The sequence below is a fragment of the Frankia sp. AvcI1 genome (genome assembly GCF_001420875.1).
In the GTDB taxonomy this organism is placed as follows: Bacteria; Actinomycetota; Actinomycetes; order Frankiales; family Frankiaceae; genus Frankia; species Frankia alni.
This window is the reverse complement of the sequence record NZ_LJFZ01000031.1, coordinates 1-25,734: the sequence shown is the minus strand read 5'-3', so window position 1 is coordinate 25,734 and position 25,734 is coordinate 1. Positions and strand designations below refer to the sequence as shown.

The window sequence follows — 25,734 nt, the reverse complement described above, 5'->3', positions numbered from 1 at the left end:
ACCGCGTCTGGACACCGGCGGGCGCCGGCAGCGCGCAGGCCGGTGGTCGGCATCAGGTGCAGGACCACCCCACCTACCGGTGCCTCAGGCACAGGGTTGCCTCAGGCGCAGGGCCTGCCTCAGGCACAGGGCTGGTGGTAGGGCAGCGACGCGAACGCGTCGGTCCACTCCTCCGGTGTGATCCGGTTCGCCGGGTCGGCGCAGGCGGTGCGGGCGAGGCGGCCCGGGTCGGCCTCCCACAGCCGCAGCGTGCCGTCGTACCCGGCGGACAGCACGACGCCGGTGCCGGCGACGAACGTGACCGTGCTGATCGGGCGAGTGTGACCGTGCCACTGGGTCAGCGTGACCGGCGCGGCGGGGTCGCTGACGTCGAACAGGCGCACCGTCTCGTCGTCGCCGCCGGACGCCACGAGCGCGGGGGCGGCGCCACGGGCCACGCTCGAGACCCCGCCGAGCTGGCCGGCGACGACCGCCTGCGGGACGGGACGCCCGGGTTCGCGCACGTCCCACAGTCGGACGGTGGCGTCGACGCCGCCGGAGACGAGCAGGCCACCGTCACCGCCGAAGGTCACGGCACGCACGGCGCGGGTGTGTCCGCGCAGGACCGCGGCCGGTGTGGGGTGGGCCGCGTCGCGGATGTCCCACAGCCGCACCGTGCCGTCCTCCCCGGCCAGTGCCAGTGTCCGGCCGGCGGGTGCGAACGCGACGGAGTACACCCCGCCGGTGGACGTGTCGGCGCGGGAGCGCTGGGTCGGGTTGGCAGGGTCGGTGACGTCCCACAGCGCGAGGACGCCGTCGGCCCCGGCGGAGGCGAGGGTGTTGCTGTCCGGGCTGAAGGCGACGGTGNGCACGGCGTCGGTGTGCAGCCTGGCGACGGACCAGCGGGTGATGTGGGCCGGGTCGTGCACGTTCCACAGCCGCACCGCGCCGTCGGTGCCGCCGGAGGCGAGCAGGTCGCCGCCGCCGTTGAAGGCCAGCGCGCCGATCCAGCCGGTGCTCGTCACCGAGCCGAGCCGGACGAGCCGGGTGCGCTCGGCGACCTCCCACAGGGTGATGACGCCGTCCGTCCCGCCGGTGGCGACCCGGCTTCCGTCCGGGCTGGCCGCCGCCGACAGCACGGCGCCGGGCCCGGTGTCGACGGTGGTGGGGGGTACGTCGGTGCCGTACAGGGCGATCATCGCGCTGCGGGTGGCCGGCGAGCTCGGCGCCGCGGTGTAGGCCGCGAGGGCCAGGCGGCGGNCGAGCCCGTTGTCGTCGTCCTGAAGCGTGATCGCGCGGGTGGCGACCGAGTCGGGCACGTTCGACGCGGCCGACCCGTTCCCACCGCGTCCGACGAGCACCACGACCAGGCCCGCGGCGATGGCGATGACCGCGACCGCCGCCACGATCAGCCACGGCCGCCCCGAGCGACGCCGCCCGCGCGCCGACGCCGGCGCCGCGGTCTCGGCGCCCGACGCGGAGGGCGCGCCGGCGGCCCAGCCGACGTCGTCGCCAACGCCGGCCTCGACCCTCGTCCCGAGCCTCTCCCTCGGCCCAGACCCGTCCCCGGGTCCGGACCTCGCCGCGATTCCGGCTTCGCGTTCGGGGGTGCGGGCGACGCCGCCCGACGCCTGGCCGACGGCGTGGCCCGACGGACGCGCGCCCGCGCCGCCGCGGGGCTCGGCCTCGGTCCAGATCGTGACCAGCCCGTCGGTGACCTCCGGCAGGCTCGTCTGCCACCGCTCCGCCGGCTGCCAGACGGAGTGCTGGCCCGACGGGGACGCCTCCCCGACCGGTCCGGCCGACCCGGCCGACCTGACCGGCCCGGACCCGCCGGTCGCGGCCGGCGGGCCGGAACGGCCACTGCGATCGCCCCGGTCCGCGGACGGCAGGGAGCCGGAGAGGTCGGCGCGTGCAGGCGTCGGCGGGAACTCGGGCGGCGGCCCGACAGGCTGATGATCGGTGATGGGGGTGACGGGGGTGAGGGGGTCCGCGGCGGCCGGGGTGGGGGGCGGCTGGGTGCCCCGCGGCGTGGTGTTCAGCGGCCGGATGAGCGCGGTCACCTCGGACAGCGACAGCGGCGGCTGTGGCACCGGGACCGGCGCGTCGGCCCGCAGGTCGAGCAGCCGGGCGTAGAGCTCCTCGGCGCGCGGCCGGTCCGCGGCGACCTTGCGCATCGCATCCTCGACGAGGGGGCGCAGGCTGTCCTCGAACCCGTCGAGCGTGGGCGGCTCGTTCACGGTGCGAAACAGCAGCCCGGGCGTCGGGCCGCCGCCGAACGGGTACCGGCCGGTCCCGGNGTAGATGAGGACACCGCCCCAGGCGAAGACGTCCGCCGCCGAGGTGACCTGCTCGCCCTTGGCCTGCTCGGGCGCCATGAAGGCCGGCGTGCCGAGCTGGCGGTCCCCGCCATGGTCGAGATCGAGCCTGGTGGCGGTGTCCAGGGCGCGGGCGATNCCGAAGTCGATGACCTTGGGGCCGAGCCGGGACAGCAGAATGTTGGACGGTTTGAGATCGCGGTGCACGATGCCGGCCCGGTGGATGGCCATGAGGGCGGTCGTCATGCTCACGGCGAGCTGGTGCAGCTCCGCCGTGTTCAGTGGGCCGCGCCCCACCACCGCCTCGGCGAGCGTCGGACCGTCGACGAACTCGGTGATCAGGTAGGGCTGCTCGGCGGTGATGTCGACGTCGAGGACCGCGGCGGTGCAGAACCGGGCGACCCGGCGGGCGTTGTCGGCCTCCTGCTTCAACCGCGCCCGGAACTCGGCGAGGCGGGCGAGGTCCGGGCGGATCAGTTTGACGGCCACCTGCCCGCCGGTGGGGGTCTCCCCCAGGTAGACCGTGCCCATGCCGCCCGCCCCGAGCCGGCGCAGCAGGCGGTAGGGGCCGACCTGGGTCGGTTCTGCGGGCCCAGGCCCGGGACGGCGGTCGTGCGCGCCGTCGGNGGTGGCGCCGTGACCGGATGGGTGGGACATCGGTGCGTCACTCCCGCCCTGGTCGTCGAGGAAGCCGGCCAAGGCTCGGCCGGTGGCTAACGGCTAGCGGCGCTGCGCCCTGGCCCGGCGCCGCCCCCGGGCCGCGAGCTGGTAGTGCACGGCCAGGAAGGACAGCGCGAGGAACAGCGGCAGCAGGACCGACGTCGCCGTCGCGCTGGTGTCCGCGGAGACGAGCACCATGTCGATCCCGGCGTCGAGGTCCTTGCCGCAGTCCGCCTTCACCGGGCGGTACCCCGGCCGGAAGCTGGCGAACTGGACGACAGTCTCGAAGGTACCGGCCTGGTCGGCGACGGCCCGCCCGACGAGTTCGCCACCGGCCGTGAGCACCGCCGGCGCCCCGGGCCGGCACCCGGCGCCGCGGGCGAACAGGGTGTCCCCCGCGGTGACGACGGTCCGGTCGAACAACAGCTCGCCGGGATGCGCCTCCCGCGCCACCGGGGTGCCGACCGGCGGTTCCGGTGCGCCGGCGGGAAGCACCGGGGTGCACGCGCCGAGCACGCGGACCGTGCCCTTGGCGCAGCGCGGCGGCGCCGGGACGGCGCACAGCTCGTCGAGCGGCACCGCGACGCCCCCCGGGCACAGCCGTCGCCCGGCCGGGCAGTCCAGCGTCGCCGCCCGCACCGAGCCGTCCCAGCAGACGACGGGGACGGGCGGTGACGGCGTCGGCGCCGGGCACGCCTCGCCCACCGGCACGCCGACCGGCGAACCGGCGCAGAACCGCTGCGGCAGCGGGCACTGGTCGGCGGTGTCGCGCACCGACCCGTCCGGGCAGGTGACCGAGGCATGCGGCGACGGCGAACCGCTGGTCGGCGTCGGCGCAGCGTGGTCGGTCCGGGTGGCGGTCGGCCCCGGGCAGGGCGTGGCGGCGGCCGCCGCCGGGCCGCGGGGGCGGGCCGGGGTCGCGCTTGCGCAGGGCGGCCGCTGGTCGCAGCCCGGCGCCGGTGACGATCCGGTCGGGCAGGTGGTCGAGCACGAGTCGGCGGACGGCTCTGCGTCGACGATGATCGGGCCCTCGGGCGCGGTCGTCAGTCCACAGGGCGGCGGCGGCGCGTGGCAGACACCGGCGGGGGAGGGGGCGGGGGCGCCGCGGGACGGCGAGGAGCAGGCCGTGGAGATGGGTCTACAGGTCCCGTCCGGGCCGGCGGTCGCGGCGGTCGGGCACACCGGTGCAGACGTCGGGCAGGTACCGGCACCGGCCAGCGCCGGGCAGACCGTGGGCGTGGGCGTGCAGTCCCCGCCGACGGCGAGGGTCGTCCCGCTCGGGCAGGCGGAGGGAGTGCTCGTCGGGCCGGTGGGGCCGGCTGAAGCCGAGGGCCCCGGGCCACTCGGCGACGCGGTGTTCTCGCCCCCGGACGGCTGCGCCGGAGTCGTCGGAGTCGTCGGCCTGGGCGGCGGCTGCGGCGCGGGATCCGTGGTCGCAGGCCCCGCCGGCGAGCCACCGGAACCCGGCGGGGTGCCACCCGACCCGGACTGGCGACCCGGTGAGCCGATGCCGGTGGAAGTACCCCCGGACCCGCCGGTGGAGGAGGCCCCGGACCCGCCGCCGGTGGCCGCGCCGCCCGTGGTGGACCCGGCGCCCGCACCCGGGTCACCTGCGGCTGAGCTGCCGGCGGGGGCGCCACCGGTCGAATCCGCGCCGGCCGCGAGGCCCCCGGACACTCCGGAACCCGACACGGCACCGGCCCCCGATGCAGAGCCGGTCCCCGACGCAGCGCCGGAATCAGCCACCGAGCCAGAACCCGACACAGAGCCAGAACCCGACGAATCGGCGGAATCCGATGAGACGGCGGAATCCTGCGTGCCGACGGAATGAGGCGGGGCATCGGTAGCCGTCGCCGCCGCGTCGTTCACACTCACCAGCCGGGGTGGCCCGAGCAGGCCGCCGGCCGCCCCCGCTCCCGCACACAGGAGCAGGACGCCAAGAAAGACGGTCGGCACGACCCCACGCCGAGACCGCCGCCCGAGTCGGTCGACCGATCGATGGCCAGACACCAGTGCGCCCCCCCGGGTGCGACCGGCAACACGTTGAGGCNGGCCCATCCCCATGACCCGCGAAAACACGTGATGCACGATTGGCGGAAGTCCCACCATACGACGCTCGTTAGAATAACAGCAGACCGGCCGCACATCCCGGTCGCGGGGGGAAGTAGTGACAATCGCAGGGCCGGCCGCGCGGCCGGCGCGGGAAAGAATTCTCATCACTGTTTGCCTGGCGGCGTGCCTCGGTTGGCTCATGTTGTCCCCGCCACCCGCTGCCCGTGCGGCGCCGGGGGGTGGCGTGGNGCTGGCCGTGACCGTCGACGGCCAGCCGCTCGGCCGGGGCGATCTCGTCCTCGATGCCGGCGCGGTAGCCCGAGTGGTGGTCGGCGTGCAGAACCTGAGCCGGTCGGACGTGGACGTCGACTCGGTGCGGCTGAGCGGCACCGTGCTCGGCCTGACCTTCTTCGACTACGACACCCGCGTCCGCACGACCGTGNCGGCCCGCGGCTCGGCGAACTGGACGGTCGATCTCGACATCCGGGACCTGGACGGGCGGGCCACCGGGCTGATGCCGATCGAGGTGGCGCTGCGCGACACCGATCTGCACACCGTGGCGAAGGCGACCGGAACCGCGAGTGTGCACGGCTCGCTGCTGTCCATCTACGGCCTGTTCGGGCTCGGCCTGCTGGTCCTGATGGGGCTGCTGTGGGCGGTGGCGCTGCTCCCCCTCGGCCGGCACGCCGCACCGGCCGAGTGGTGGCAGCGGGGGCTGCGGTTTCTGCCGGCCGGCTGCGCGGTCGGGCTGTTCGGCGTCTTCGCCCTCTCCGCGACCCGCCTGTTGTCGCCCACCACCGCCGTCGACGTGTCCCTGACCGTCATCGCCGCGGCCGTCTGTTTCGCGATCGGCGCCCTGCTGCCGCGGTTGACCCCCGCCCGGCCCGCGTAGTCCCGCACCGCCCGTCCGCCGCGCACCCCGCCATCCAGCCGGGGCGTGTCGCTTGTTGACGCCATAACGACGCAGCGCCACCATTCAACTTCATAGAGTAGTTGCACGGTGGAGAACGCCAGGTCCTCCGTCGGGCGGACAGGAAAGGCGACTCACGTGCCGAACGACCGCAGGACCTTCATCCGCCTGGCCGCGCTGGCCGGCGCCGCCGCTCCCCTCGCGCTCGGCGCGGTCCCACCCGCCGCGGCGGCGACGGCAGGCGCCGCCACCGGCGACGCACCCGCCGCGGCGCCGCCGCCGCGTCCCCCGTTCGGGCGTCCGCCGGTGCTCGTCCCCGGCCCCAACGCCTACAGCCCGGGCCGACTGAAGGCCGGGAACGCCGCGGGACTGCTCGTCGGAAGCTGGGACGACTCCCCGTACAGCGCCATCGGCGGCATCTGGCGCGACGGGACCGTGCACTTCCTCCCGGGCAGCAACGATCCGGTGGCCGTCAACGAGGCCGGCGTCGTCGTCGGCGACGTGGTGACCCACTACGAACGCCAGGTGTTCCGCTGGTTCAACGGCAACTACCAGCGCCTGGAGCACCTCGGCGGCACCGACACCGCCGGCGGGCGCTCCAGCAGCGCGGCGGCCGTCAGCCCCACCGGGGCCGTCGTCGGCACCAGCAGCACCAACAGCGGCACGCGGCATGCCGTGCTGTGGCAGGGCCTTCGGCCGCAGGACCTCGGCACCCTCGGCGGCCCGTCGAGCCAGGCGTCCGACGTGAACGCCGCGGGCAACATCGTCGGTTCCGGCCAGACCGCCGCCGGCCAGTCACACGCCGCCGTCTGGTTCGGGGGAACCAGCCACGACCTCGGCACCCTCGGCGGGCCGACGAGCGAGGCCGTCGCCATCAACGATCGCGGGCAGATCGTCGGCCAGAGCGAGACCGCGGACGGCCACCACCACGCCGCGCTGTGGGACCGGGGCCGCGCGATCGACCTCGGCCCCCTGCCCGGCGAGACCACCTCGCGCGCGGTGGCGATCAACAATGCCGGCCAGGTGCTCGTCAGCTCGTACGGGCCGACGAACAGCGCCTTCCTCTGGCAGGCCGGACAGCGCACCCGGCTGTGGGCGCCCGACGGCTCCGTGGAGGCGACGGACCTGAACGACCAGGGAGTCGTCAGCGGCACGGTGACGGCCGCCGACGGCACCACACGCGCGTTCCGCTGGCGGGCCGGCCGGCTCACCGAACTCCCCACCCTTGGCGGCAACTACGCGAACGCGGGGGCCGTCACCCCTACCGGGATCATCCTCGGCACGTCCCATTCGGCGACCTCGCCGCTCCCGCAGGCGGTGTTCTGGCCGGCCCCCGGCCGCTGATCCCCCGCCGACCCGGCCGGCCGCGAGGGCCGGCCGGGGAGGCCGGGAAAGCGCCGTCAGGCAGCCGGCTCGGCCAACACCAGAAGATATTCGAACTCGTACCGGCCCGGACCGCCGAGCGGGCCGAGATACTCGCCGGCGGCGAATCGCAGCAGGTCGTCGTCGAGTGCGGCGAGGAGTTTCGGATCCGGGCCGAGACGTTCGTATGTCTCGACCACCGGAGCGAAACACGCCCGGTAGAGCGTGCACCATTCCGCCGGCGAACCGGCGAAGTCCAGGCGGGCCGTACGCCGGTGCGTTTCCAGCCGGCCGACCCGGTCACCGAACAGGGCACGCACGTGGTCCGGGTCGCCCCAGTCCGTCGGCGCCGGCGCACCCTGCGCCCGGGTGGGGNCGTACCGCTCCAACAGCGCAAACAGNCGTCCCATCGCCCCACCGGCGGTCCAGTTCGCCATCGCCACCGTGCCGCCCGGGCGGCACACCCGCACCAGCTCCCGGGCCGTCGCCGCCTGGTCGGGCGCGAACATGGCGCCGATACAGGACAGCACCACGTCGAAGTCCTCGTCGGCGAAGGGCAGCAGCTCCGCGTCCGCCTCCAGCCATTCCATGCTGATGCCGCGGTCGGCCGCGGCCTGCCGGCCCCGCTCGATGAGCTTGGGAGTGAGGTCGGAGGCGGTCACGTCCGCGCCCAGCTCCGCGGCCGCGATGGCCGCGTTGCCGCTGCCGGCGGCGACGTCGAGCACCCGGTTGACGGGGGTGACCCCCGCGGCCCGGACGAGGTCGCCGCCGAGGCCGACGAGCAGGCGGGCGATCACCGAGTAGTCCCCACGGGCCCAGGTCCGGCCGTCCGGGGCGGGCTCTCCCGGTGCCCCTGCGGCGGCGGCCGCCGCGTTCGCGGAACTCACTGGCCGCCCGACCAGCGCGTGTGCATCGAGATCGTCAACAGTCATGATCTTCCTTTCCCCGGCACGGGTTCACGGATTACACCGGGCCGATCCACCGCACCACAAAAGAAACCCCAGGTGGATCGCCACTTAACAGAGCGGAGCACCCATGAAGGGCACTCCACACCCGCCCCCGAGGCCACTGAATATCCCCGGAAGCCGACAGGAAATATTCTCCGTGATCGGCCGGTGACACGCCAGCGATACGCATAGCCGGGGAATTGAAGCGGTCACGCCCCGGCAATGCGGCGGATGCGGTATAAGGCCCGTCCGGACGACGAGGGCGCCGATCACCCGGTTTCGGCCGGCGGGCACGGCGCGCCCCAGGCCGGCGGATCGGCCAGGATGTCGGACGGGGCGCCCGACCCTCGGCAAACGCCGGCACCGACCAAACAGCGGAGGATCAGCATGAGCGAGTCCGGCGACGTCGCCGTCCAGACCCGGCCCGACCACGTCGCGGTCGTCGAGATCCNCCGGCCGCCGCACAACTACTTCGACGTGCACCTCGTCGAGGAGCTCGCCGACACCTACGACAAGCTCGCGGCCGGGTCCGAGGTCCGCGCGATCGTCCTCGCCGCGCAGGGCAGGCACTTCTGCGCGGGCGCCGACTTCGCCGGCGCCAGCACGGCGGCGGCGGTCACGGCCGAGGAGGGCGCGCCGGCCCTCTACCGGGCGGCGGCGCGGCTGTTCGCCGCCCCGATCCCGGTGGTGGCCGCGGTACAGGGCAGCGCGATCGGCGGCGGGGTGGGGCTCGCCCTGTCCGCGGATTTCCGGGTGGCGAGCCCGGAGACCCGGTTCGTGGCGAACTTCTCCCGGCTCGGCCTGCACCAGGGCTTCGGCCTGTCGGTGACGCTGCCGGCGGTCGTCGGCCGGCAGAAGGCGCTGGACCTGCTCTACACCGGCCGCCGGGTCGCCGGGCAGGAGGCGTTCGAGATCGGCCTGGCCGACCGGCTCGCCCCGGCGGAGGGGCTGCGCGACGCGGCGCTCGCGTTCGCCGCCGAGATCGCCGCGGCCGCGCCCCTGGCGGTGCGCAGCATCCGGCAGACGATGTGGGCGGACCTCGTGCCCGCGATCCAGGCCGCCACCGAGCGGGAGGCGTCCGAGCAGGCCATCCTGCGGGCCACCACCGACTTCGCCGAGGGCGTGCGGGCCACCGCCGAGCGCCGCGCCCCTCACTTCACCGGCCGCTGAACCCCGCTGTTCACGGGCGACCGGCGGTCGCGGGCGGCGGGGCACGGTTGTCGACGATGTCGCCGGTGGCGAGGTGGCAGCCGCGTTCGAGCAGGCGGCGTGCCGTGGACCTGCTGTCGACACCGTCGGCGATCACCTCGATGCCCAGGTCGATCACGGTGGCGAGGAACGCGTCGGTGAGGATGCGCAGCCGGTACTGGGTCGAGCGGTCGACCCACAGCGCCGTGTAGGCGGGATGCAGGGTGATCAGGTCGACGGGCAGCAGCCGCAGGCTGTCCACCGTGGTGTCCGCCGAGCCGACCTCGGCCAGGGAGATCCGCACGCCCGCGCGGTGCAGCCGGGTGAGGACCGCGGCGGTGGCGTCGAGGTCGCGGTCCCGGCCCGTCCCGCGGATGTCGAGGACGAGCGCACCGGCCGGCAGCCCCGCGTCGGCCAGGGCCGAGGAGATCTCCGCGGGTAGTCCCTCGCGGGCGACCCGCTCGGCGAGCAGCGGCACGTGCACCGCCGCCGGTCGCGCTCCGGGCTGCGTCCGGCCGGCGATCCACGCCAGGGCGTGGCGCAGCAGGAACCGGTCGAGGGCCGGCCCGACACCGGCCGAGTCGCCCAGGGCGGCCAGCCGTTGCGGACGGAACACGCCCAGCCGGGGATGATGCCATTCGAGCCGGGCCTGGTAGGCGGGCACCTCGTCGGTCGCCAGGTCGACGACGGGCCGCAGGCAGACGTCGAGCCGGCCGCCGCTCGGGTCGTCGCGGGCGGCCGCGGCGAGGGCGGCCCGCAGGGCGGGGACCGTGTCCGGCGCGCCGAGGCCGGCGTCGTAGACCGTGAGCAGTCCGGTCTTGCCGGACTTGGCCGAGTACATCGCCAGGTCCGCGCGATGCAGCAGGGTCTCGGCGGTGATCGCGGTGTCGGCGGTGCCGACGACCACGAGCCCGAAACTGGCCGCGACGGCGTAGGTGGTGTCGGCCAGCCGGACCGGAAGGCGCACCGCCTCCGCGAGCCGGTGCCCGATCGCCACCGGGTCCTCGCCGGCCTCGGCGTCGGACTCGGACTCGACGTCGGACTCGGACTCGGACTCGGTCTCGGACTCGGTCTCGGTACCGCCCCCGTCGTGGGGCCGGGCGCGGGCGGATTCGAGCAGGATGGCGAACTCGTCCCCGCCGAAGCGGGCCACGGTGTCGGTGGCCCGAACGGCGGCGGTGAGCCGGCGGGCGGTGACGCGCAGCAGCTCGTCGCCGGCCGCGTGCCCGAGCGTGTCGTTGACCTGCTTGAAGTCGTCAAGATCGCAGAAGACCACGGCGACCGGGTGGGGTACCCGGGCGTAGCGGGCCAGGGCCTGGTCGAGCCGGTCGGCGAACAGCGCCCGGTTGGCCAGGCCCGTCAGCGGATCGTGGAAGGCCAGCCGGCGCAGCTCCCGCTGGTTGTCCTCCAACCGCTCCAGCAGCCGCACGTTGTCGGCCATCGTCGTCAGCTGCCGGACGAGGGCCANCACGAGTAGGCACAGCAACGCCCAGATCTCCTCCTGCCCGGCCAGATCGGTCCCCAGCACCCGCACGACCGCGACGGCGGCCGCGACGAGCAGCGGCAGGTAGGGCAGCATCACGTGCCACCAGCGCCGGCGGTACTCCGCGGCNGTCCACTGCGCCGCCGGGACCACGACCAGGGGCGTCTGCACCGGCGGCANCAGCGCGGCGAGACCCACCAGCAGCGGACCGATCACGAAGCCCATGTCCAGGATGCGCGGAAGGTCGGCGAGGCTCCGCGTCGTCGCGTACAGGTAGATCATGATGGCCAGCGCGAAGACCATCAGCCCCGAGCCGAGCAGGCTCAGGCCGAGCAGGGAACGCGGGCGGCGGAACGTGGCGATCAGGATGATCGTCACGGCGGTGACGAGCGCGGCGGCGGTCACGACCAGGGCCGGCAGGATGTCGTAGACGGGATGGTCGCCCTCCTTGATGCCGTTCTGCAGCACCGTCACCCAGGCGAGCAGCGCGACGGCGCCGGTCACGATGACGCTGTCGAGCACCGTGATCAGGTACCAGCGCCGCTGCCGGGCGGTGNCGCGCGCGAGCGTGTCGAACGGCTCGGTCGGATAGCGCAGCACCCCGGCCAGGCCGCACAGCCACGGCACCAGCAGGACCAGCATGGGCAGGGTGATGTGCGGCACGGGTTGTCCACCACGGACGACGTCGCGCAGCGAGGCGAGCGCCGTCCCCGACAGCGCCAGCACCATCACGCCGACGAGCAGGCGCCAGGTGCGTTCCGCGCCCTCGCGCCGGGCCGCGGTCACGAGGCAGGCCAGCGCGCCGGACGCCGTCGACGCGAGCCCGGCGGCCCGCACCACGATCAGCGCGGCCCGGGCGGGCAGCGTCAGCGTGGCCAGCGCCACCGCGACGACGACCACGGCGACGACGATCGCCGTCCACCGCCACCACCGGGCGACGGGCGGCCCCCCGAACCCGGCCGAGCGGGCCCGCGCCGGCCCGCGTGCGTCGTCCCGGATCCGGCCGTCACGCCCCGACCCGTCGTCACGCCCCGACCAGCCGTCACGCCGCGTCCGGCCGTCACGCCCCATCTGAACGTCACCGTCCAACCCGGCCGAGCGCGGCGTCACCGTGGCGGTCCGCCCCTCGGCCCCTTCGTACCTATGCCCGTCCGGCGACCCAGACCCGACCGAACCAGCCCGACCGCTGCCCAGCGTGACCCCCGGGTTCGGGGTCTGGCCTGGACGCCCGGCAGAGACCGGCGCTCCCGGGGCCGATGCACACCGGCGGCGACGGCCTGCCGGGCACCCGCGGCGAACGGCCACGGCGCTGCCCGGGCCGGTGTTCATCCGTCGTGCAGGACCGCGGCGAGCCGGTCGACCGCGGCGACGAGGCCCTCACCCGAAGTGCGGCTGTAGGTCAGCCGCAGGCGGGGGGCGACGACCTCGCCCACGGTGTAGGCACTGCCGGGCCCGACGGCGACGCCCGCCCGCCGGGCGGCCGCGGTGACGAGCCGGTCGTCGGCACCGGGCGGCAGCGGCAGCCAGACGTGCACACCCCCGCTGGGCGGCTGCGGCGGGTCGAGGGTGGGCAGGGCGCGCGCGATCGCGGCGAGCAGCGCCGCCCGGCGGGCCAGCAGCACCCGGCGCAACGAGGCCAGGTGCCGGCGCCAGCCCGGGATGCTGAGCAGCTCCACCGCGGTCTGCTGGAGCACCGGGGCGACGAACAGGTCGTCGGTGATCCGCACCCGGGCCAGCCGGGCCGCCACCGGGCCGCGGGCGGTGACCGCCGCGATCCGCAGGCCCGGGGACACGCTCTTCGACAGGGACAGCACGTGCACGACGTGACCGTCCGGGTCGGCGGCGGCCAGCGGGGGCGGGCTGACCGCGGTGAGATCCAGCGGCGCCACCCAGTCGTCCTCGACGCAGAACGCCCGGTGGTCCCGCAGGGCCGCGAGCACCGCCGGCCGGCGGTCCGGGGCGAGCACCGCCCCGGTGGGGTTGGCGTGCCGCGGCTGGAGGTAGACCAGCCGCGCCCCGCTGCGGCCGAGGACGTCGGCGAGATCGTCCGGGCGCACCCCGGCGCCGTCCGCCGGCACCGGGACCGGGACAAGCCCGGCGGCCCGCGCGGCGGCCAGCGCCCCCGGATAGGTGGTGTGCTCGACCGCGAGGGCCTCCCCGGGCCGGCCGAGGGCGCGGAAGACCAACGCGAGCGCCGCCTGCCCGCCGCTGGGGACGAGCACGTCGGACGCGGTGTGGGACGGGCTGACGAGGCCGGCGATCAGCCCGCGCAGGTCGGGCAGGCCGGCGACCGGGGTGCGATCCCAGGCGCCGGGCCGGCGCGCGGCGCGGGCGGCGGCCGCCGCGAGCAGGCCCACCGGCTGGGCCGCCGGATCCAGGTAGGCCGAGGCGAGGTCGAGCACGCCGTCGGGGACGGGTGAGTACAGGTCGGTCATGTCGTGCGGCAGGTCGTCGCGGGCGCCGAGCACGGCGGTCTGCCAGCTCAGGTCGGTCGACCGCGACGCCGGCGGCGCGGCGACGACGCTGCCGCGGCCGGGCGTGGTGAGCAGCAGCCCGCGGGCGGCGACCGCCGCGAGGGCCCGCTGCACGGTCAGCGCGCTCGCCCGGTGCCGGCGCTGGAGCTCCCGGGTGCTCGGCAGCGCCGAGCCCGCGGGCAGGCGGGCGCACAGCGCGGTCAGCTCGTCGACGATCCCCGCCGGCCCGCCCCCACCGCCCGGCCCGCCCCCACGGTCCGGCCCGGCCGCCGGCCCGCCGGCGCTTCCACCGATATCCTCGTACATGAGAGGCAAGGAAAGCGCATTCGTCGGGAGCGGGGAAGCGCGGGGGCTGGTGTCGGGCGCCGCGGGGGTGGTGGCGTTCAGCCTCACGCTGGTCGCGACCCGGGCCGCGGAGCCCGCCTTCGGTGCGCTGACCGTCGGCGCCGGGCGCGCCGTGCTGGCCGCCGGCCTCGCGGCGGCCCTGCTACGCCGCCGCGGCCTGCCCCTGCGCCCCCCGGACGGGCGGGCGGCGACGATCGTCATCGCGGCGACCGTGGTCGTCGGGTTCCCGCTGCTGACCTCGTGGGCACTCGCGGACGTCCCGGTCGCGCACGCCGCTGTCGTGGTGGGCCTGGCACCCGCGGCGACGGCCGGGTTCGCGGTGGTGCTGGCCGGCGAGCGGCCGAGGCCGCCCTACTGGGCGGCCCTGGGCGTCGGGCTCGCCGCGGTGCTGGCCTTCGCGGTGGTGCAGGGCGCGGGCCGGCCCCGGCTGGCCGACCTGCTGGTGCTCGCCGCGGTGGCACTCGTCGGCCTCGGTTACGCCGCGGGCGGGGTGCTCGCGCGGCGCTTCGACGGTGCGGCGGTGATCTGCTGGGCGCTGCTGGCGGCGCTGCCGGTCACGGTGCCGCTGACCGCGATCGGCCTGGCCGTGCATCCGCCGCGCGCGGTGACGGCCGGGGCGGCCGCCGGACTGGGCTACGTCAGCGTCGTGAGCATGTTCCTCGGCTTCGTCGTCTGGTATAGAGGGCTCGCCCTCGGCGGGGTGGCGCGGGTCGGGCGGCTCCAGCTCGCCCAGCCGGTGCTGACGCTGCTCTGGGCGGCACTGCTGCTCGGAGAGCCGCTGACGCCGGTCGGCGTCGGGACGGCGGTGGTCGTCATCGCCTCGGTCGTCCTCGGCCGCCGGGCTCCCGTACGCCCGAACCACGCCGGCTCCGTCACCGGCCCGGGCACGACCACGGCAGATCACCGGTAACGGCTGGTCGCGCTGGGCGGGTGGCCGAGCGCGGAGTTGCGGTGCGCAGTGCACGATCCACCGGCGTCAGACCGTGCACATCGCGCCGCGGCCGGCCCTGCCCCGGTTCGGACTCACGCCGCCGGGTCGCTCCCGTCGGTGCGCAGTGGATCGGGGGTGGCCCGCTGGGACGGGTGCGCGGCGCCCACCGGGTGGGCGCCGGGCGCCGCTCGCCCGCGCACTCACCAAGGGTGGGGGCGGCTTTGCCACACCCTGCCACCCACCGGTATGCATAAGGGTTCTCCGTACTTCACATCCGGCGGAACGAATCCAAACATCCGAGGCCGTGGAACCGGATTTCCCTCGGCCCCCCGCGAGCGGCCGAGACCCCCTTGGATGCCACACGTCGCAGGCCTGATCGGCATCGCCGCGGCGCCCACAGCGGTGAATCCGCCACGCCGAAGGCACCGATGGGGGGTGGCCGTCATCGGAAGGTAATGAAGCACCTCACCGCGGTCACCCGATGAGGCCGTTCATCCCCTCGTCCCGCTCATCCTCGTGGACANCGTGGCGCCGGAGGAAATCGAAAAGCCGCAGCGCCGGTGCTCGCAGCGGGACCCACCACAAAGGCATCTGTGCCGCCCGATACCTTGTGCTGCCCCTCGCCCGGTAGCCCGGTCCGACCGAGCGTCGACCCGACTACCACCCATGGGCCGGCAATGGGCCCGAAAGGGCCCGAAAGGGCCCCGTCCCCCATGTGGTGGACGGCCCGGGACAGGCACCAGCCCAGGAACAGGAACCGGGCTCGTTCAAGGCACGGAGACGGTGAGGAATGAGAAGAAGCCTGCGTTCATCCGTCGCGGCGATAGCCGCGGTCGCCAGCATGGTCGTCGGCGTGACCGCGTGCGGCGGAGGCGGGGGGAACGGCGGGGACATCCTGAGCCAGGCTCGCAACGGCGGGTCCGACCCGTGCGCGCCGACACCGGGCGTCGACCGCGACACGATCGGCCTCGGCCTGCTGTACTCCGGCTCGCCGTACGACGGCGACCCAAGCGCGCTGTTCCGGGCGGGCGTGGACGCCCGCCTCGGCGAGCAGAACGCCAAGGGCGGGATCTACGGCCGCCGGCTGTCCTACCGCATCGAGGACGACGAGGCGGTCCCCGCGCTGAACGCCGTCGGCGGGCGCGCCCTGGCGCAGCGCGACAAGGCGCTCGGCATCCTCCAGTTCAGCGTGGCGGCCGCCGGATCGGCGAAGCAGCTGGAGTCCACCGGGGTGCCCGTCGTCGACGGGCAGATCACCGATCCGTCGCTGGCGCCCCGCTCGAACGTGTTCAGCTACTCCCGGCCGGCGGTACAGGAACCCACCTCCAGCGGCTGGGGCGAGTTCCTCGCCAACCGGGGCGCGCACCGCGCGGTCACGGTCTCCCTGGAACTGTCCTCCGCCACTCGGTCGACAGCCGACGCCGCCCGCCGCAGCGTGCTCGCCGCCGGCCTGAAGGTCTCGGACAACCTGCAGGTGCCGAGCGGTCCCTTCGACGCCGACCGGTTCGTCGACGAGGTCCGGGACTCCGGCGCCGACAGCCTCATCGCCTTCGTCCCGGCGCCGAACTTCTACCAGATCGTCNCCGCGGTGCAGGACGCCGACCTCGGCCTCAAGGCGATCCTGGGCAACCCGACCAGCTACGACCGCAGCCAACTCGCACGAGTCGGCGACTCCGCCGCGGGGGCGTACGCGTTCCTCGACTACACGCCGTTCGAGCTCAACACCCCGGCGCACCGGCGGTTCCTCGCCGCGATGGCCGCCTACGCGCCCCAGGCCGCCGCGCTGCCGGACGGCACCGCGCTGATCGGCTGGATCAGTGCGGACCTGCTGCTGCGCGGCATCACCACCGCCGGCGTCTGCCCGACCCGCGCCGGCGTGCTCGCCGGCCTGCGCCGCCAGACCCGCTTCGACGCCGACGGGCTGCTGCCGGCGGCGATCAACCTGAGCAGGGGCGTGGCCAACATCGCGCCCTGCTACGACTACGTCCAGGTCACCCAGGACGGCAGGAAGTTCGTCCCGGTGCCCGGCAAGCCACGATGCGGGCGGATCCTGCGGGCCGGCTGACCGCGCCGGCCGAGTGACCCCGCCGGCCGGGTGACGGCCGGGTGACCGCGCCCGCGCGAACGGCCGGGTTCCCGCCGCCGACCCGAGCGGGCGGACGGCGGGAACCCGGCGCGCCGGGGCATCACCCCGCGGTGAGCAGGTCGGACGACCACCTAGCGTGCGGTCGGCCACTTACCCCAGTAGTAGAAGCCGGGGTGCCATTCCTTGGGATGCCAGACCTTCGGGAAGTAGTGGTGGTGCCACCAGTAACCGGGAATCCAGTAGCCGGGTTCCCAGTATCCGGGGTGGAAGATCCGGTGCTGCCCCTTGTGGTCCTTGGGGCCGTCGTGCGGCTTGTCCACCGCCTTTGGCGGCGGCGGTGCGGGCGTGGTGGCGGCCGGACCTGGGCTTGCCAGTGACGGCGTGGCCGCGCCGGCGGGCGCGGCCGTCAGGAATGCGGCGAAGGCGAGGACGACAGCCAGGAGCAGATGTCTGCAACGCTTGATGATTTTCATGCACATCCCTTCGGCAGATGCGCCGTCACGACACCCCGACCGTTCGGATCTCCCGTCGGCAGGCCCTCCCCGGCGCACCTGCTGAATACCCTCGCCACCCTCCGCACAATCGTCGGCACGCCACGTTGTCGTGATCGGGCGAACCGCATTGTTCGGNGTTCGATACCCAGCCTCCGCCCGCTACCGGAATCGACACGTTCTGAATCCGACGGAAAAGGCGGCTTTTTCCTGCGGTGCCCGTCCGCGCAGGCGGCTCGTCAGAGCACGGCACGTCAGGACACCGCGCGCCAGGACACGGCACGTCACGACATGGCGCGTCAGGAGACGGTACGACCGAGGTGACCGGCCAGCCGACGGTAGGCGTCCGCGTCGGCGGGCACCTCGACCACCGGGCCGAAGGGCATCTCCTCGCGGCCCTCGACCGGCACGGCCCGCCGGGCGATCTCCAGCGAGATGACGGCGAGCTCGGGATCGAGGCCGCCGGTGCGGCCCGTCGCGACCGCCAGATCCCAGGCGTGCGTCGTCAGCTCCTGGGTGTAGGCCGCCGCGGCAACCCGGCCGGGCAGCACCGCCCAGGGCAGGCGCAGCGGCCGGTCGAGCAGGGCGTCGTCGGACCAGACCGCGCGCAGCTCGGCGGCGGCCTTCGCGTAGCGCTCCGCCCAGCCGTCGAACGGCACCCCGGTGGTCACCAGCGGCAGCTCCCGGGGGTCGCCGCCCCGACCGGCGACGGCGACCCGGTCGACCACGGTGAACAGGTGCCCGACCAGGGTGGCGACGTCGAACTCGGAACAGGGCGTCGGCAGCGCGATCTGGTCCGGCTCGACGGCGGCGACGAGCCGCCCCGCCTGGTCGAGGGCGCGGTCGAGCAGCGGACGCGGGTCGTCCAGCGGGTTCATGGGGGTNCTCCTTCGGTCGTCGTCGGTCGCAGTGGCGTGTTCGGGGGCGACGGTAGCCACCGAACAGGACACCTCCTGTCCTGTTCACGGCGCCGGACACGCCCGCTCGCGCGGCACCCCGGGAGACATGACCAGGCCACAGGCCGGATACCTACTCATCACGCTCAGGCCTGGTACACCCACGGCTTCTACGGCTCGGTCAGCCACAACGTCAAAGGGGTCTACCAGCGGTATCCGATCGTGACCCCCTGAGCCGGCCGGGCCGCCCCCGGGATCGGGCTCGGCCTACGGTGATCGGGTGCGTGCGAGTCGACTGATCGCCATCACCATGATGTTGCAGGCNCACGAGCGGCTCACCNCCGCGCAGATCGCCGGGCGGCTCGGCGTCAGCGACCGGACGGTCCGCCGGGACCTCGACGTCCTCGGTGAACTCGGGGTGCCGCTGTACTCCGAGCGGGGACGCGGTGGCGGGTGGCGGCTGGTCCACGGCTGGCGCAGCGACCTGTCGGGGCTCACCGCCGACGAGGCGCACGGGCTGTTCCTGGTCGCGGGTCCGGCGGCGCGTCCCGGGCTCGGGCTGGAGCCCGCGGTGGACTCGGCGCTGCGCAAGCTGCTGGCGGCCCTGCCGGCGGCGACCCGCCCGGACGCCGAGGCCGTCACCGCCACCCTGCTCGTCGACCCGGGCCGCTGGGGTGGCCCCGCCGTGACGCCGCCCGCCCAGCTCGCGACGCTGGCCGGCATCCTGCGGGCGGGCCACCGCGCCCGGGTCCGTTACGCCGGCCGGGCCGCCCGCGCGGCCGGCGAGCCCGCCCGCGACCGGGACGTCGACCCCTACGGCCTGGTGCAGAAGGGTGACGTCTGGTACCTCGTCGCCGGGACGGACGCCGGCCCGCGCACGCTGCGGGTCTCCCGCATCGAGTCGGTCACCGAGCTCGACGAACCGGCGAACCGTCCCGCCGACCTCGACCTGCCGGCCCTGTGGGCGCAGTCGCGCCGCGCGGTCGAGGAACGGATGTGGGCCTACCGGGTCCGCCTGCGCGCCGACCCCGCGATCGTGCCGATCCTGCTCGGCGTGCTCGGCGCCCGCGGCCGCATTGAACCGCCGGCCGCGTCCCCCATCGGCGGGAGCACCGCCGATGGCGCCGAGCATCTGCCGGCGCGCATCGCACCCCTGGGCACCGTGGACGACCACACCGCCGGCTGGACGGCGCTGTGCGCCTCGTTCCCGAGCGCGGCCGTCGCCGCCGCCGACCTCGCCGGATTCGGCGCCAGGGTCATCGTCGACGAGCCGCCCGGCCAGCCGGACGGCGTCGCCGCGCACCTTCGGCGCATCGCGACCGAACTGCTCGCGCGATACTCGGGCCCGGCACCGCGGACGGCACCGAACCCCGAGGCCGAAGATCGTCAGGAGATCGCACCATGACCCAGACCGGTACCGAGCCCCAGACCGGCGCCGAGACCACCGGACCCGATTTCGCCGAGCTGCCGCCGCGCAGCCGTCTGGTCGCCGAAGCGCTGCACGCGGCCGGGGCGGAGCAGGCCGCGCGAGCCATCCGCGAGCTGCCCGACTCGGCACGGACGGCGGCGGAGGCCGCCGCGGCGGTCGGCTGCGAGGTGGGCGCGATCGCCAACAGCCTGGTGTTCGTCACGGAGGCCGCGCAGCCGGTGCTGGTGCTGACCAGCGGCAGCCACCGGGTCGACACCGACGCGCTCGCCCCCAGGCTCGGGGTGGCCGCCCTGTCCCGGGCCAGCGCCGCCCAGGTGCGGGAGGCGACCGGGCAGGCCATCGGCGGGGTGGCCCCGGTGGGTCATCCGGCGCCGCTGCGCACCGTCGTCGACGTGACCCTCGCGGACCATCCCCGGATCTGGGCCGCCGCCGGCACCCCGCACACCGTCTTCCCGACGACCTACGAGGAGCTCGTCCGGGTCACCGACGGCACCCCGCTGCCCGTGACAGCCGACTGAGCCGCCGCCGGCACGCGCGGTGTCACGACACCTGTAGGGCCGCCGGCGACTCGGGCAGGATCTGACCACCGTCGACCACCAGCGCCTGCCCGGTGATGTAGGAGGCCTCGTCCGAGGCGAGGAACAGCGCCGCGTGACCGATCTCGTCGACCTCACCGAGCCGGCGCATCGGGATCGCGGCCTCCATCGAGTTCAGGTAGTCGGCGCCCAGCTCGTCGAGCCCTTCGGTGCGGACGCTGCCCGGGAGCACCGCGTTCACGGTGACCCGGTCCCGGGCGAGCTCGACCGCGGCGGTGCGCATGAACCCGAGCACCGCCGCCTTGGACGCCCCGTAGTGCGACCACCCGGGATGACCGGTGACCGGTCCGGTGATCGACGAGGTGAGGATCACCCGGCCGCGGCCGGAGGCGACCAGCGCCGGCAGGAACGCCTGCACGGTGAGGATGGCGCCCTTGACGTTCGTGCCCAGCACCTCGTCGATGTCGGCCTCCGTGATCGTCGCCAGCGGCACGGACGGGAAGATCCCCGCGTTGGCGCAGACGACGTCCACCCCGCCGTGCCGCTCGGCGACGGTCCGGGCCAGCCGCGCGCTGTCCTCGGCGCTGGCCGCGTCGGCGAGTACGAAGCTGACGGTGCCCTCGCCGAGCTCGTCGAGCTCCTGCGCCGTGGTGGCCGCGGCGACGACATCCCGGCCGCTGAGCACGACATTCGCCCCCGCCGTCGCGAAGACCCTGGCGATGCCCTTGCCGATCCCCTTGCTCCCGCCGGTGACCACGACGGTCCGACCCGCGACCGAGGTGAACATGTGGCACGTCCTTTCGCCGATGCGCGGTGATGTCCGCATAGTCCCCGGCCGATGGGNCGTTCAAGCAGCCCGATCCGCGGTCAGCCGGCGAGCAGGCGTCCGGCGAGGTAGGCCTCGGCGAGCTCGCAGCTGTCGCGGGCGTACGCCGGGATGCTGGGCACCGCGTCGGAGTGCGGGTGGGTGCCGAGCCACGCGACGAGCAGCAGCCGGCGCAGCAGCACGAAGGTCGGGATCATCGCGACGTCCGCGGCCGTCAGCGGGAGCCGCCGCTGGTAGGCGGCGAGNCACGCGGCGACGAGATCGCCGGCGGAGTCCAGGTGCTCNATGAACGACAGCGACGCCGCGAGATCCCACAGATACCAGCCGAAGCCGCAGTCGTCGAAGTCGATGACGCACACCTCGTCCGCCTTCACTGACTTCGCCGCCTGCGCCGCGCTCGCGCCTCCCGTGCCGATGACCAGAGCGTCGTCGGGGACGAGGAGGTTCGCCATCCGCATGTCCGCGTGGATGAGCCCGAACCGCTGCGGCCCCCGGCCGAAGGCCGCCAGGCGCTCCTGGGCGACGGCGACGGCCCGGCCCAGCAGCTCCACGGCCTCACCCGCAGCGCCACCCCGCGATCCCCGCCCGGCGGCGACCGGAGATCCCGGCGCGTGGACGACCCGCGATCCCGGGTCGTCCACGCCCGCGGCTGCATCTGCTCCGACGACGACCGCCTCGGCCAGCGCCGTGCGCAGGCCGGAGATCCAGCTCCCCCACCGGGCGGCGGGTCCGAGGGTGCTCTCCCAGGTCCAGGCGAAGCGGGCGAACGACGGCGGGCGGGCCCAGCTCCGGGCGTGCCGATGCAGCCGGGCGGTGACGTCGCCGAGCTGGCCGAACGTCCCTCGCAGCGCGGCGGGTTCCAGGGCCTCGGGCGACCGGCCGTCGACCCACTCGAACAGCACGGCATGCCGCCCGGTCGCGGTCGCCACGAGGGCGCCGGTGCGGGTCGGGACGACCGGCGGAGTGCGCACGACACCGTCGGCGCGAAGGGCGGCCACCCAGGCGAGCTCCCCGTGGATCTCGGCGAGGCTGTGGTAGCCGGGGCGGTGCAGCCGCAGCGCCCAGCGACGCCCGCCGGCCGGGTCGTCCACCTGGTAGGTGACGTTCTCCGAGACGTGCAGGAGGGTGGCCTTCGGCGCCGGCCCGAGATCGTAGGCGCTGAGCACCTCGTCGACGGTCGCGTCCAGCCCGAGCAGTCCCTCCGCCGAGGTTGCGCTCATCNCACGGCCCCCCGACGCGACGGCACCGCCCCTGCCGCCCCCACCTTCCCGTCCTTCGGCACGGGAGCACCGTAATACGGCTCCATCGTCCGTCCAGGCGAAGGTCCGTACCGTTACGCGAGCGGAGTGCATCGTCGAGCGACATGCGTCCGCGGACGGAGTGCATCGGCGAGCGGATCGCGTCTGGGACGGGAGGTGGCCGCGGTGGCCTACTGGATGACGGTGCGCGGCGAGCGGCACGTGTTCGCCGATCTGGCGGAGCTGTTCGCGAAGGCGAACGAGGAGAAGTCCGGCGACCAGCTCGCCGGGATCGCCGCCGGGTCGGCGCGCGAGCGGGTGGCGGCCAAGCTCGCGCTCGCCGACGTCACGCTCGGCGAGATCGTCGCCGCGCCGCTGATCGACGACGCGGTCACCGACCTGATCCTGCGCGGTCAGGACGCGGCGTTGTTCGCCCCGCTGGCGTCGCTGACCGTGGGTGAGTTCCGCGAGCTCGTGCTGTCGCCGTCGTTCCCGGCGCGCTGGCGCGACGACGGCCTGGCCCGCGCGATCACTCCCGAGATCGCCGCCGCCACCGCGAAGATCATGAGCGACAAGGACCTGATCTGCGCCGCGAAGCCGCTGCGGACGGTCACCCGCTGCCGCAACACGATCGGCGAGGCGGGCGTTCTCGGCGTGCGGGTGCAGCCGAACCATCCCGCCGACGACCTGGAGGGCATCCTGCTGTCGGTGCTCGACGGCCTGCTGCACGGCTGCGGCGACGCCGTGCTCGGCGTGAACCCGGCGCGCGAGTCGGTCGAGCAGGTCGGGACGATCCTGCGCGGCCTCGGCGCCCTGGTCGACGCGCTGGCTCTGCCGACGCAGACGTGCGTGCTCGCGCACCTCACCACCCAGCTCGCCGCGCTGGCCGCCGGGGCGCCGGTGGACCTGCTGTTCCAGTCGGTCGCCGGCACGGAGGCGGCGAACACGAGCTTCGGGATCACCCTGGACCTGCTCGCCGAGGGCCGCGAGGCCGTGCTCGCCCACCATCGCCGGGACCGGTCGGGCGACTTCGTCGGCGAGCAGGTCATGTACTTCGAGACCGGGCAGGGCAGCGCGCTGTCCGCCGACGCGCACCACGGCGTCGACCAGCTCACCTGCGAGGCGCGGGCGCACGGGGTGGCGCGGGCGTTCGACCCGTTCCTCGTCAACTCGGTCGTCGGTTTCATCGGCCCGGAGTACCTCGCCGACGCCCGCCAGATCACCCGCGCCGGCCTGGAGGACCATTTCGTCGGCAAGCTGCTGGGCCTGCCGATGGGCTGCGACGTCTGTTACACCAACCATGTCGACGCCGACCAGAACACCAACGACGACCTGCTCGTCCTGCTCGTCGCCGCCGGCTGCACGTTCGTGATGGGCGTCCCGAGCGCCGACGACGTCATGCTCGGCTACCAGTCGACGAGCTACCACGACGCCGCCGGCATGCGCGAGCTGTTCAACCTGCACGCCGCGCCGGAGTTCACCGCCTGGCTGACCGACCGCGGCCTGCTCGTCGACGGCCACCTCGCCGACCCCACCGGCCCCGTCGCCGCCCTGCTCACCGCCGGCCTCGACGACGCCCTCGCCGCCCTCCCCACCCGACCCGCCCTCCCCTCGGGCCCGACCCGGTGACCCCCGATTCCGACCCCACCGCCGCATCCCCCGAACGGACCAGTCCGGATCGGGGGCCCGCGGCGGTGCCGGTGGATCTGGCGGCGCTGGCCGAGCGGGTCCGGGCGGTGACGCCGGCACGGGTGTTCGTCGGCCGGACCGGAACCTCCTACCGGACGGCGAACCTGCTGGCGCTGCGGGCCGACCACGCGGCGGCCCGCGACGCCGTCGACGCCGAACTGGACCTCGCCGGCCCCGCGCTGGCCGCGACGACCGAGCGGTTCGGCCTGTTCGTCGTGCAGTCGGCCGCCGCCGACCGGGCCGAGTACCTGCGCCGGCCGGACCTGGGCCGGCGGCTGTCCGACGCCGGCCGCGCGCAGGTCGCCGCCCGCTGCCCGCCCGGCGCGGACCTGCAGATCGTGATCGGCGACGGCCTGTCCGCGGCGGCGGTGGACGCCCAGGTCCCGGCGTTGCTGCCCGCGCTGCTCACCGCGGCGGCCGAGGCCGGCTGGTCGACCGGCCAACCGTTCGCGGTGCGCCAGTGCCGCGTCGGCNTCATGAACGACATCGGCGACCTGCTGCACCCCACGGTGATCGTGCTGCTGATCGGCGAACGCCCCGGCCTCGCCACCGCCGAGAGCCTCTCCGCCTACCTGGCCCACCGCCCCCGCTCGGGCCACACCGACGCCGACCGCAACCTCCTGTCCAACATCCACCGCCGCGGCGTCACCCCCACCCAGGCCGTCGACCGCATCACCGGCCTGGCCCAGACAGTGCGCGCCGCAGGCACCAGCGGCGTCTCCATCAAGGAACCTCCGACAGCGCCGCAAATCCACACATAGCGGGAGCTTCGACCACGGAGCCGCCATCCGACCACCCCGGACGATCAGGACGTCCCACCGCGTTCTATCGTGAAGCCATCCGGAATAACGTGAAGGAGGCGGGGTTCGATGGAGCAGCCGGCCGAGGCGTCGATCTTTCTGAGCTGGTGTCATGGCGACCTCGCCGCCAAGGAGGCACTGCTCAGCCATCTGCACCTGGGCACCCTGGCCGGGGTGCGGATCGCCTGGTGGGAGGACTCGCACCTGCTGCTGGGCGCGGACTGGCGGCGGCAGATCCTGGCCCGGCTGGCCGCGTGCGACTACGGGTTGTTGCTGCTGAGCCCCGGGTTCTTCGCCAGCCGTTTCATCCTGGACGAGGAGCTGCCCCGCCTGCTCGGCCCGGACGCCGACAAGGTGCTGCCGGTGATGCTGAAGCGGGTGCCACTCGACGGCTCACGGGACCTGCACGGCCTGGACACGCGGCAGATCTTCACCGGCTCCGGGGGGCGCTGCTTCACCGAGACCCGCGGAGCCGGCCGGGAGCGGTTCGCCCTGGATCTGACGACAGCGATCCGTCACCGCGTGCTGAGCGACGCGGCCTGATGCGGCGACTCCCCCGCCGGGCGGTGCTGCGGCACCTCGACCGGCTCACCGACGACCTCACCCCCCGGCAGATGTCCCGGCTGCGGGGGCTGGCCGACCTGATCGGCGACGACGACCGCATCCCGATGCCACAGGCGTTGGACGTGGCCACCCCCGGCGGGGGCGATGTGAAGGCGCAGGACACCTTCCGCAAGTTCCGCGCCGCCCTCGACGACGCGGCGAAATCGGCCAAGGTCGACCTGCGGCTGGTCAGCGACCGGCGCAAGGCCCCGCCCACCGACCGGTTCTGCTGGTTCGAAGGCGCCGACGTCACCGTTGAAGAGATTGCCGAGCGTTCCGAGCGAGAGGCGGACCGTCGGACCGTCGACGAGCTCGTGCCGGCATCGGTGGCCGAGGTACTCCAGCCGGTCGTCCACGTCGAGACGGCTCCGCAGGCCTCCGAGGCGATCCGCGGTCTGGAGCGTCAGTTCGTGGAGCTGCTGATCGAGCAGGCCGCCGCCAGCTACCGGATCACCAGCCCGTTCGACCTTCGGCTTGGCGTCGACATCGTG

18 protein-coding genes and 8 pseudogenes are annotated in these 25,734 nt (G+C 74.8%); 13 read left to right on the top strand and 13 right to left on the bottom strand.

What is annotated here, in order from left to right; translation table 11 throughout:
- Positions 1-119: 119 nt before the first annotated feature.
- The 6 genes and pseudogenes from UK94_RS65135 to UK94_RS25350 form a co-directional block, all read right to left on the bottom strand.
- Positions 120-846 (bottom strand): annotated as a pseudogene (locus UK94_RS65135) (serine/threonine protein kinase); the annotation flags it as partial.
- 1 nt (position 847) lies between these two features.
- Positions 848-1,178 (bottom strand): annotated as a pseudogene (locus UK94_RS65130) (serine/threonine protein kinase); the annotation flags it as partial.
- Positions 1,179-1,240: 62 nt separating this feature from the next.
- Positions 1,241-2,278 (bottom strand): annotated as a pseudogene (locus UK94_RS65125) (serine/threonine protein kinase); the annotation flags it as partial.
- Position 2,279: 1 nt separating this feature from the next.
- Positions 2,280-2,435, bottom strand: a 156-nt coding sequence (locus UK94_RS65120) for a hypothetical protein (protein ID WP_235489856.1), incomplete at its 3' end; no start/stop codon positions are given.
- Position 2,436: 1 nt separating this feature from the next.
- Positions 2,437-2,828: protein kinase (locus UK94_RS65115; RefSeq protein ID WP_313949595.1), on the bottom strand; the 392-nt coding region annotated here is incomplete at its 3' end.
- Between the two features lie 189 nt (positions 2,829-3,017).
- Positions 3,018-3,731, bottom strand: a complete 714-nt coding sequence (locus tag UK94_RS25350) for a hypothetical protein (RefSeq protein ID WP_231861334.1) — start codon at positions 3,729-3,731, stop codon at positions 3,018-3,020.
- Here UK94_RS25350 and UK94_RS25345 point away from each other — a divergent pair.
- Both UK94_RS25345 and UK94_RS25335 read left to right on the top strand, forming a co-directional pair.
- Entirely contained in the window at positions 3,721-4,788 is a 1,068-nt protein-coding gene (locus UK94_RS25345) for a hypothetical protein (RefSeq protein ID WP_157734432.1), read from the top strand. The genes UK94_RS25350 and UK94_RS25345 overlap by 11 nt on opposite strands.
- Before the next feature lie 1,269 nt (positions 4,789-6,057).
- Positions 6,058-7,263, top strand: a complete 1,206-nt coding sequence (locus tag UK94_RS25335) for an HAF repeat-containing protein (protein WP_041939725.1) — start codon at positions 6,058-6,060, stop codon at positions 7,261-7,263.
- 420 nt (positions 7,264-7,683) lie between these two features.
- Here UK94_RS25335 and UK94_RS65110 read toward each other — a convergent pair.
- A partial coding sequence (locus tag UK94_RS65110; RefSeq protein WP_235489809.1) for a class I SAM-dependent methyltransferase occupies positions 7,684-8,213 on the bottom strand: 530 nt, incomplete at its 3' end.
- A gap of 237 nt (positions 8,214-8,450) precedes the next feature.
- Between UK94_RS65110 and UK94_RS76510 the strand changes: the two are divergent.
- Together UK94_RS76510 and UK94_RS25325 are read left to right on the top strand one after the other, a co-directional pair.
- Positions 8,451-8,679: pseudogene (locus UK94_RS76510) on the top strand (hypothetical protein); the annotation flags it as partial.
- 1 nt (position 8,680) lies between these two features.
- A partial coding sequence (locus UK94_RS25325; RefSeq protein WP_268761616.1) for an enoyl-CoA hydratase/isomerase family protein occupies positions 8,681-9,398 on the top strand: 718 nt, incomplete at its 5' end.
- A gap of 10 nt (positions 9,399-9,408) precedes the next feature.
- Here the strand turns inward: UK94_RS25325 and UK94_RS65105 are convergent.
- Both UK94_RS65105 and UK94_RS25315 read right to left on the bottom strand, forming a co-directional pair.
- On the bottom strand, positions 9,409-10,857 hold the full coding sequence (locus UK94_RS65105; protein ID WP_235489852.1) for an EAL domain-containing protein: 1,449 nt from the start codon (positions 10,855-10,857) through the stop codon (positions 9,409-9,411).
- Positions 10,858-12,224: 1,367 nt separating this feature from the next.
- Positions 12,225-13,679, bottom strand: a complete 1,455-nt coding sequence (locus tag UK94_RS25315) for a PLP-dependent aminotransferase family protein (RefSeq protein ID WP_095212992.1) — start codon at positions 13,677-13,679, stop codon at positions 12,225-12,227.
- On the opposite strand from UK94_RS25315, the gene UK94_RS25310 reads away from it, so the two are divergent.
- From UK94_RS25310 to UK94_RS65095, 3 genes and pseudogenes are all read left to right on the top strand, one after another.
- A complete protein-coding gene (locus tag UK94_RS25310) occupies positions 13,678-14,628 on the top strand; it encodes a DMT family transporter (protein ID WP_011606634.1) in 951 nt (316 codons plus the stop codon). The two genes, UK94_RS25315 and UK94_RS25310, sit on opposite strands and share 2 nt — an antisense overlap.
- 811 nt (positions 14,629-15,439) lie before the next feature.
- Positions 15,440-16,231 (top strand): annotated as a pseudogene (locus UK94_RS65100) (ABC transporter substrate-binding protein); the annotation flags it as partial.
- A 1-nt stretch (position 16,232) separates the two neighbouring features.
- Positions 16,233-16,714 (top strand): ABC transporter substrate-binding protein (locus UK94_RS65095; protein ID WP_235489807.1); only part of this gene is annotated, 482 nt, incomplete at its 5' end.
- A 152-nt stretch (positions 16,715-16,866) separates the two neighbouring features.
- On the opposite strand, the gene UK94_RS25300 is transcribed toward UK94_RS65095, so the two are convergent.
- The gene (locus tag UK94_RS25300; RefSeq protein ID WP_055751825.1) at positions 16,867-17,208 is read right to left on the bottom strand and encodes a hypothetical protein; all 342 of its coding nucleotides are present in this window, start codon (positions 17,206-17,208) and stop codon (positions 16,867-16,869) included.
- Between the two features lie 2,315 nt (positions 17,209-19,523).
- Between UK94_RS25300 and UK94_RS25285 the strand changes: the two genes are divergently transcribed.
- Complete coding sequence (locus tag UK94_RS25285; RefSeq protein ID WP_200912905.1) at positions 19,524-20,069, top strand: YbaK/EbsC family protein; 546 nt, start codon at positions 19,524-19,526, stop codon at positions 20,067-20,069.
- 22 nt (positions 20,070-20,091) lie between these two features.
- On the opposite strand, the gene fabG is transcribed toward UK94_RS25285, so the two are convergent.
- The 3 genes and pseudogenes from fabG to UK94_RS25275 all read right to left on the bottom strand — a co-directional run.
- On the bottom strand, positions 20,092-20,874 hold the full coding sequence (gene fabG / locus UK94_RS25280) for a 3-oxoacyl-ACP reductase FabG (protein WP_041939726.1): 783 nt from the start codon (positions 20,872-20,874) through the stop codon (positions 20,092-20,094).
- Positions 20,875-20,954: 80 nt separating this feature from the next.
- A pseudogene (locus UK94_RS65090) lies at positions 20,955-21,158 on the bottom strand (aminoglycoside phosphotransferase); the annotation flags it as partial.
- A 40-nt stretch (positions 21,159-21,198) separates the two neighbouring features.
- The coding region (locus tag UK94_RS25275; RefSeq protein ID WP_235489805.1) for a phosphotransferase at positions 21,199-22,133 on the bottom strand (935 nt) is incomplete at its 3' end.
- A gap of 204 nt (positions 22,134-22,337) precedes the next feature.
- On the opposite strand from UK94_RS25275, the gene UK94_RS25270 reads away from it, so the two are divergent.
- The 5 genes and pseudogenes from UK94_RS25270 to UK94_RS25255 all read left to right on the top strand — a co-directional run.
- Entirely contained in the window at positions 22,338-23,780 is a 1,443-nt protein-coding gene (locus UK94_RS25270) for an ethanolamine ammonia-lyase subunit EutB (protein WP_095213000.1), read from the top strand.
- Positions 23,777-24,313: pseudogene (locus tag UK94_RS65085) on the top strand (ethanolamine ammonia-lyase light chain EutC); the annotation flags it as partial. The gene UK94_RS25270 and the pseudogene UK94_RS65085, both read left to right, overlap by 4 nt.
- A 1-nt stretch (position 24,314) precedes the next feature.
- Positions 24,315-24,601: ethanolamine ammonia-lyase light chain EutC (locus UK94_RS65080; protein ID WP_235489803.1), on the top strand; the 287-nt coding region annotated here is incomplete at its 5' end.
- 108 nt (positions 24,602-24,709) lie between these two features.
- Positions 24,710-25,183: a toll/interleukin-1 receptor domain-containing protein gene (locus UK94_RS25260; RefSeq protein WP_011606646.1), complete on the top strand. Its 474-nt coding sequence runs from the start codon at positions 24,710-24,712 to the stop codon at positions 25,181-25,183.
- A pseudogene (locus UK94_RS25255) lies at positions 25,183-25,734 on the top strand (hypothetical protein); the annotation flags it as partial. The gene UK94_RS25260 and the pseudogene UK94_RS25255, both read left to right, overlap by 1 nt.

Coding starts and splice junctions, on each gene's coding strand:
- UK94_RS65105 (WP_235489852.1), bottom strand. CDS start 10,857: ATGGCCGACAACGTGCGGCTGCTGGAGCGGTTGGAGGACAACCAGCGG.
- UK94_RS25310 (WP_011606634.1), top strand. CDS start 13,678: ATGAGAGGCAAGGAAAGCGCATTCGTCGGGAGCGGGGAAGCGCGGGGG.
- UK94_RS25315 (WP_095212992.1), bottom strand. CDS start 13,679: ATGTACGAGGATATCGGTGGAAGCGCCGGCGGGCCGGCGGCCGGGCCG.
- UK94_RS25300 (WP_055751825.1), bottom strand. CDS start 17,208: ATGAAAATCATCAAGCGTTGCAGACATCTGCTCCTGGCTGTCGTCCTC.
- UK94_RS25285 (WP_200912905.1), top strand. CDS start 19,524: ATGACCCAGACCGGTACCGAGCCCCAGACCGGCGCCGAGACCACCGGA.
- fabG (WP_041939726.1), bottom strand. CDS start 20,874: ATGTTCACCTCGGTCGCGGGTCGGACCGTCGTGGTCACCGGCGGGAGC.
- UK94_RS25260 (WP_011606646.1), top strand. CDS start 24,710: ATGGAGCAGCCGGCCGAGGCGTCGATCTTTCTGAGCTGGTGTCATGGC.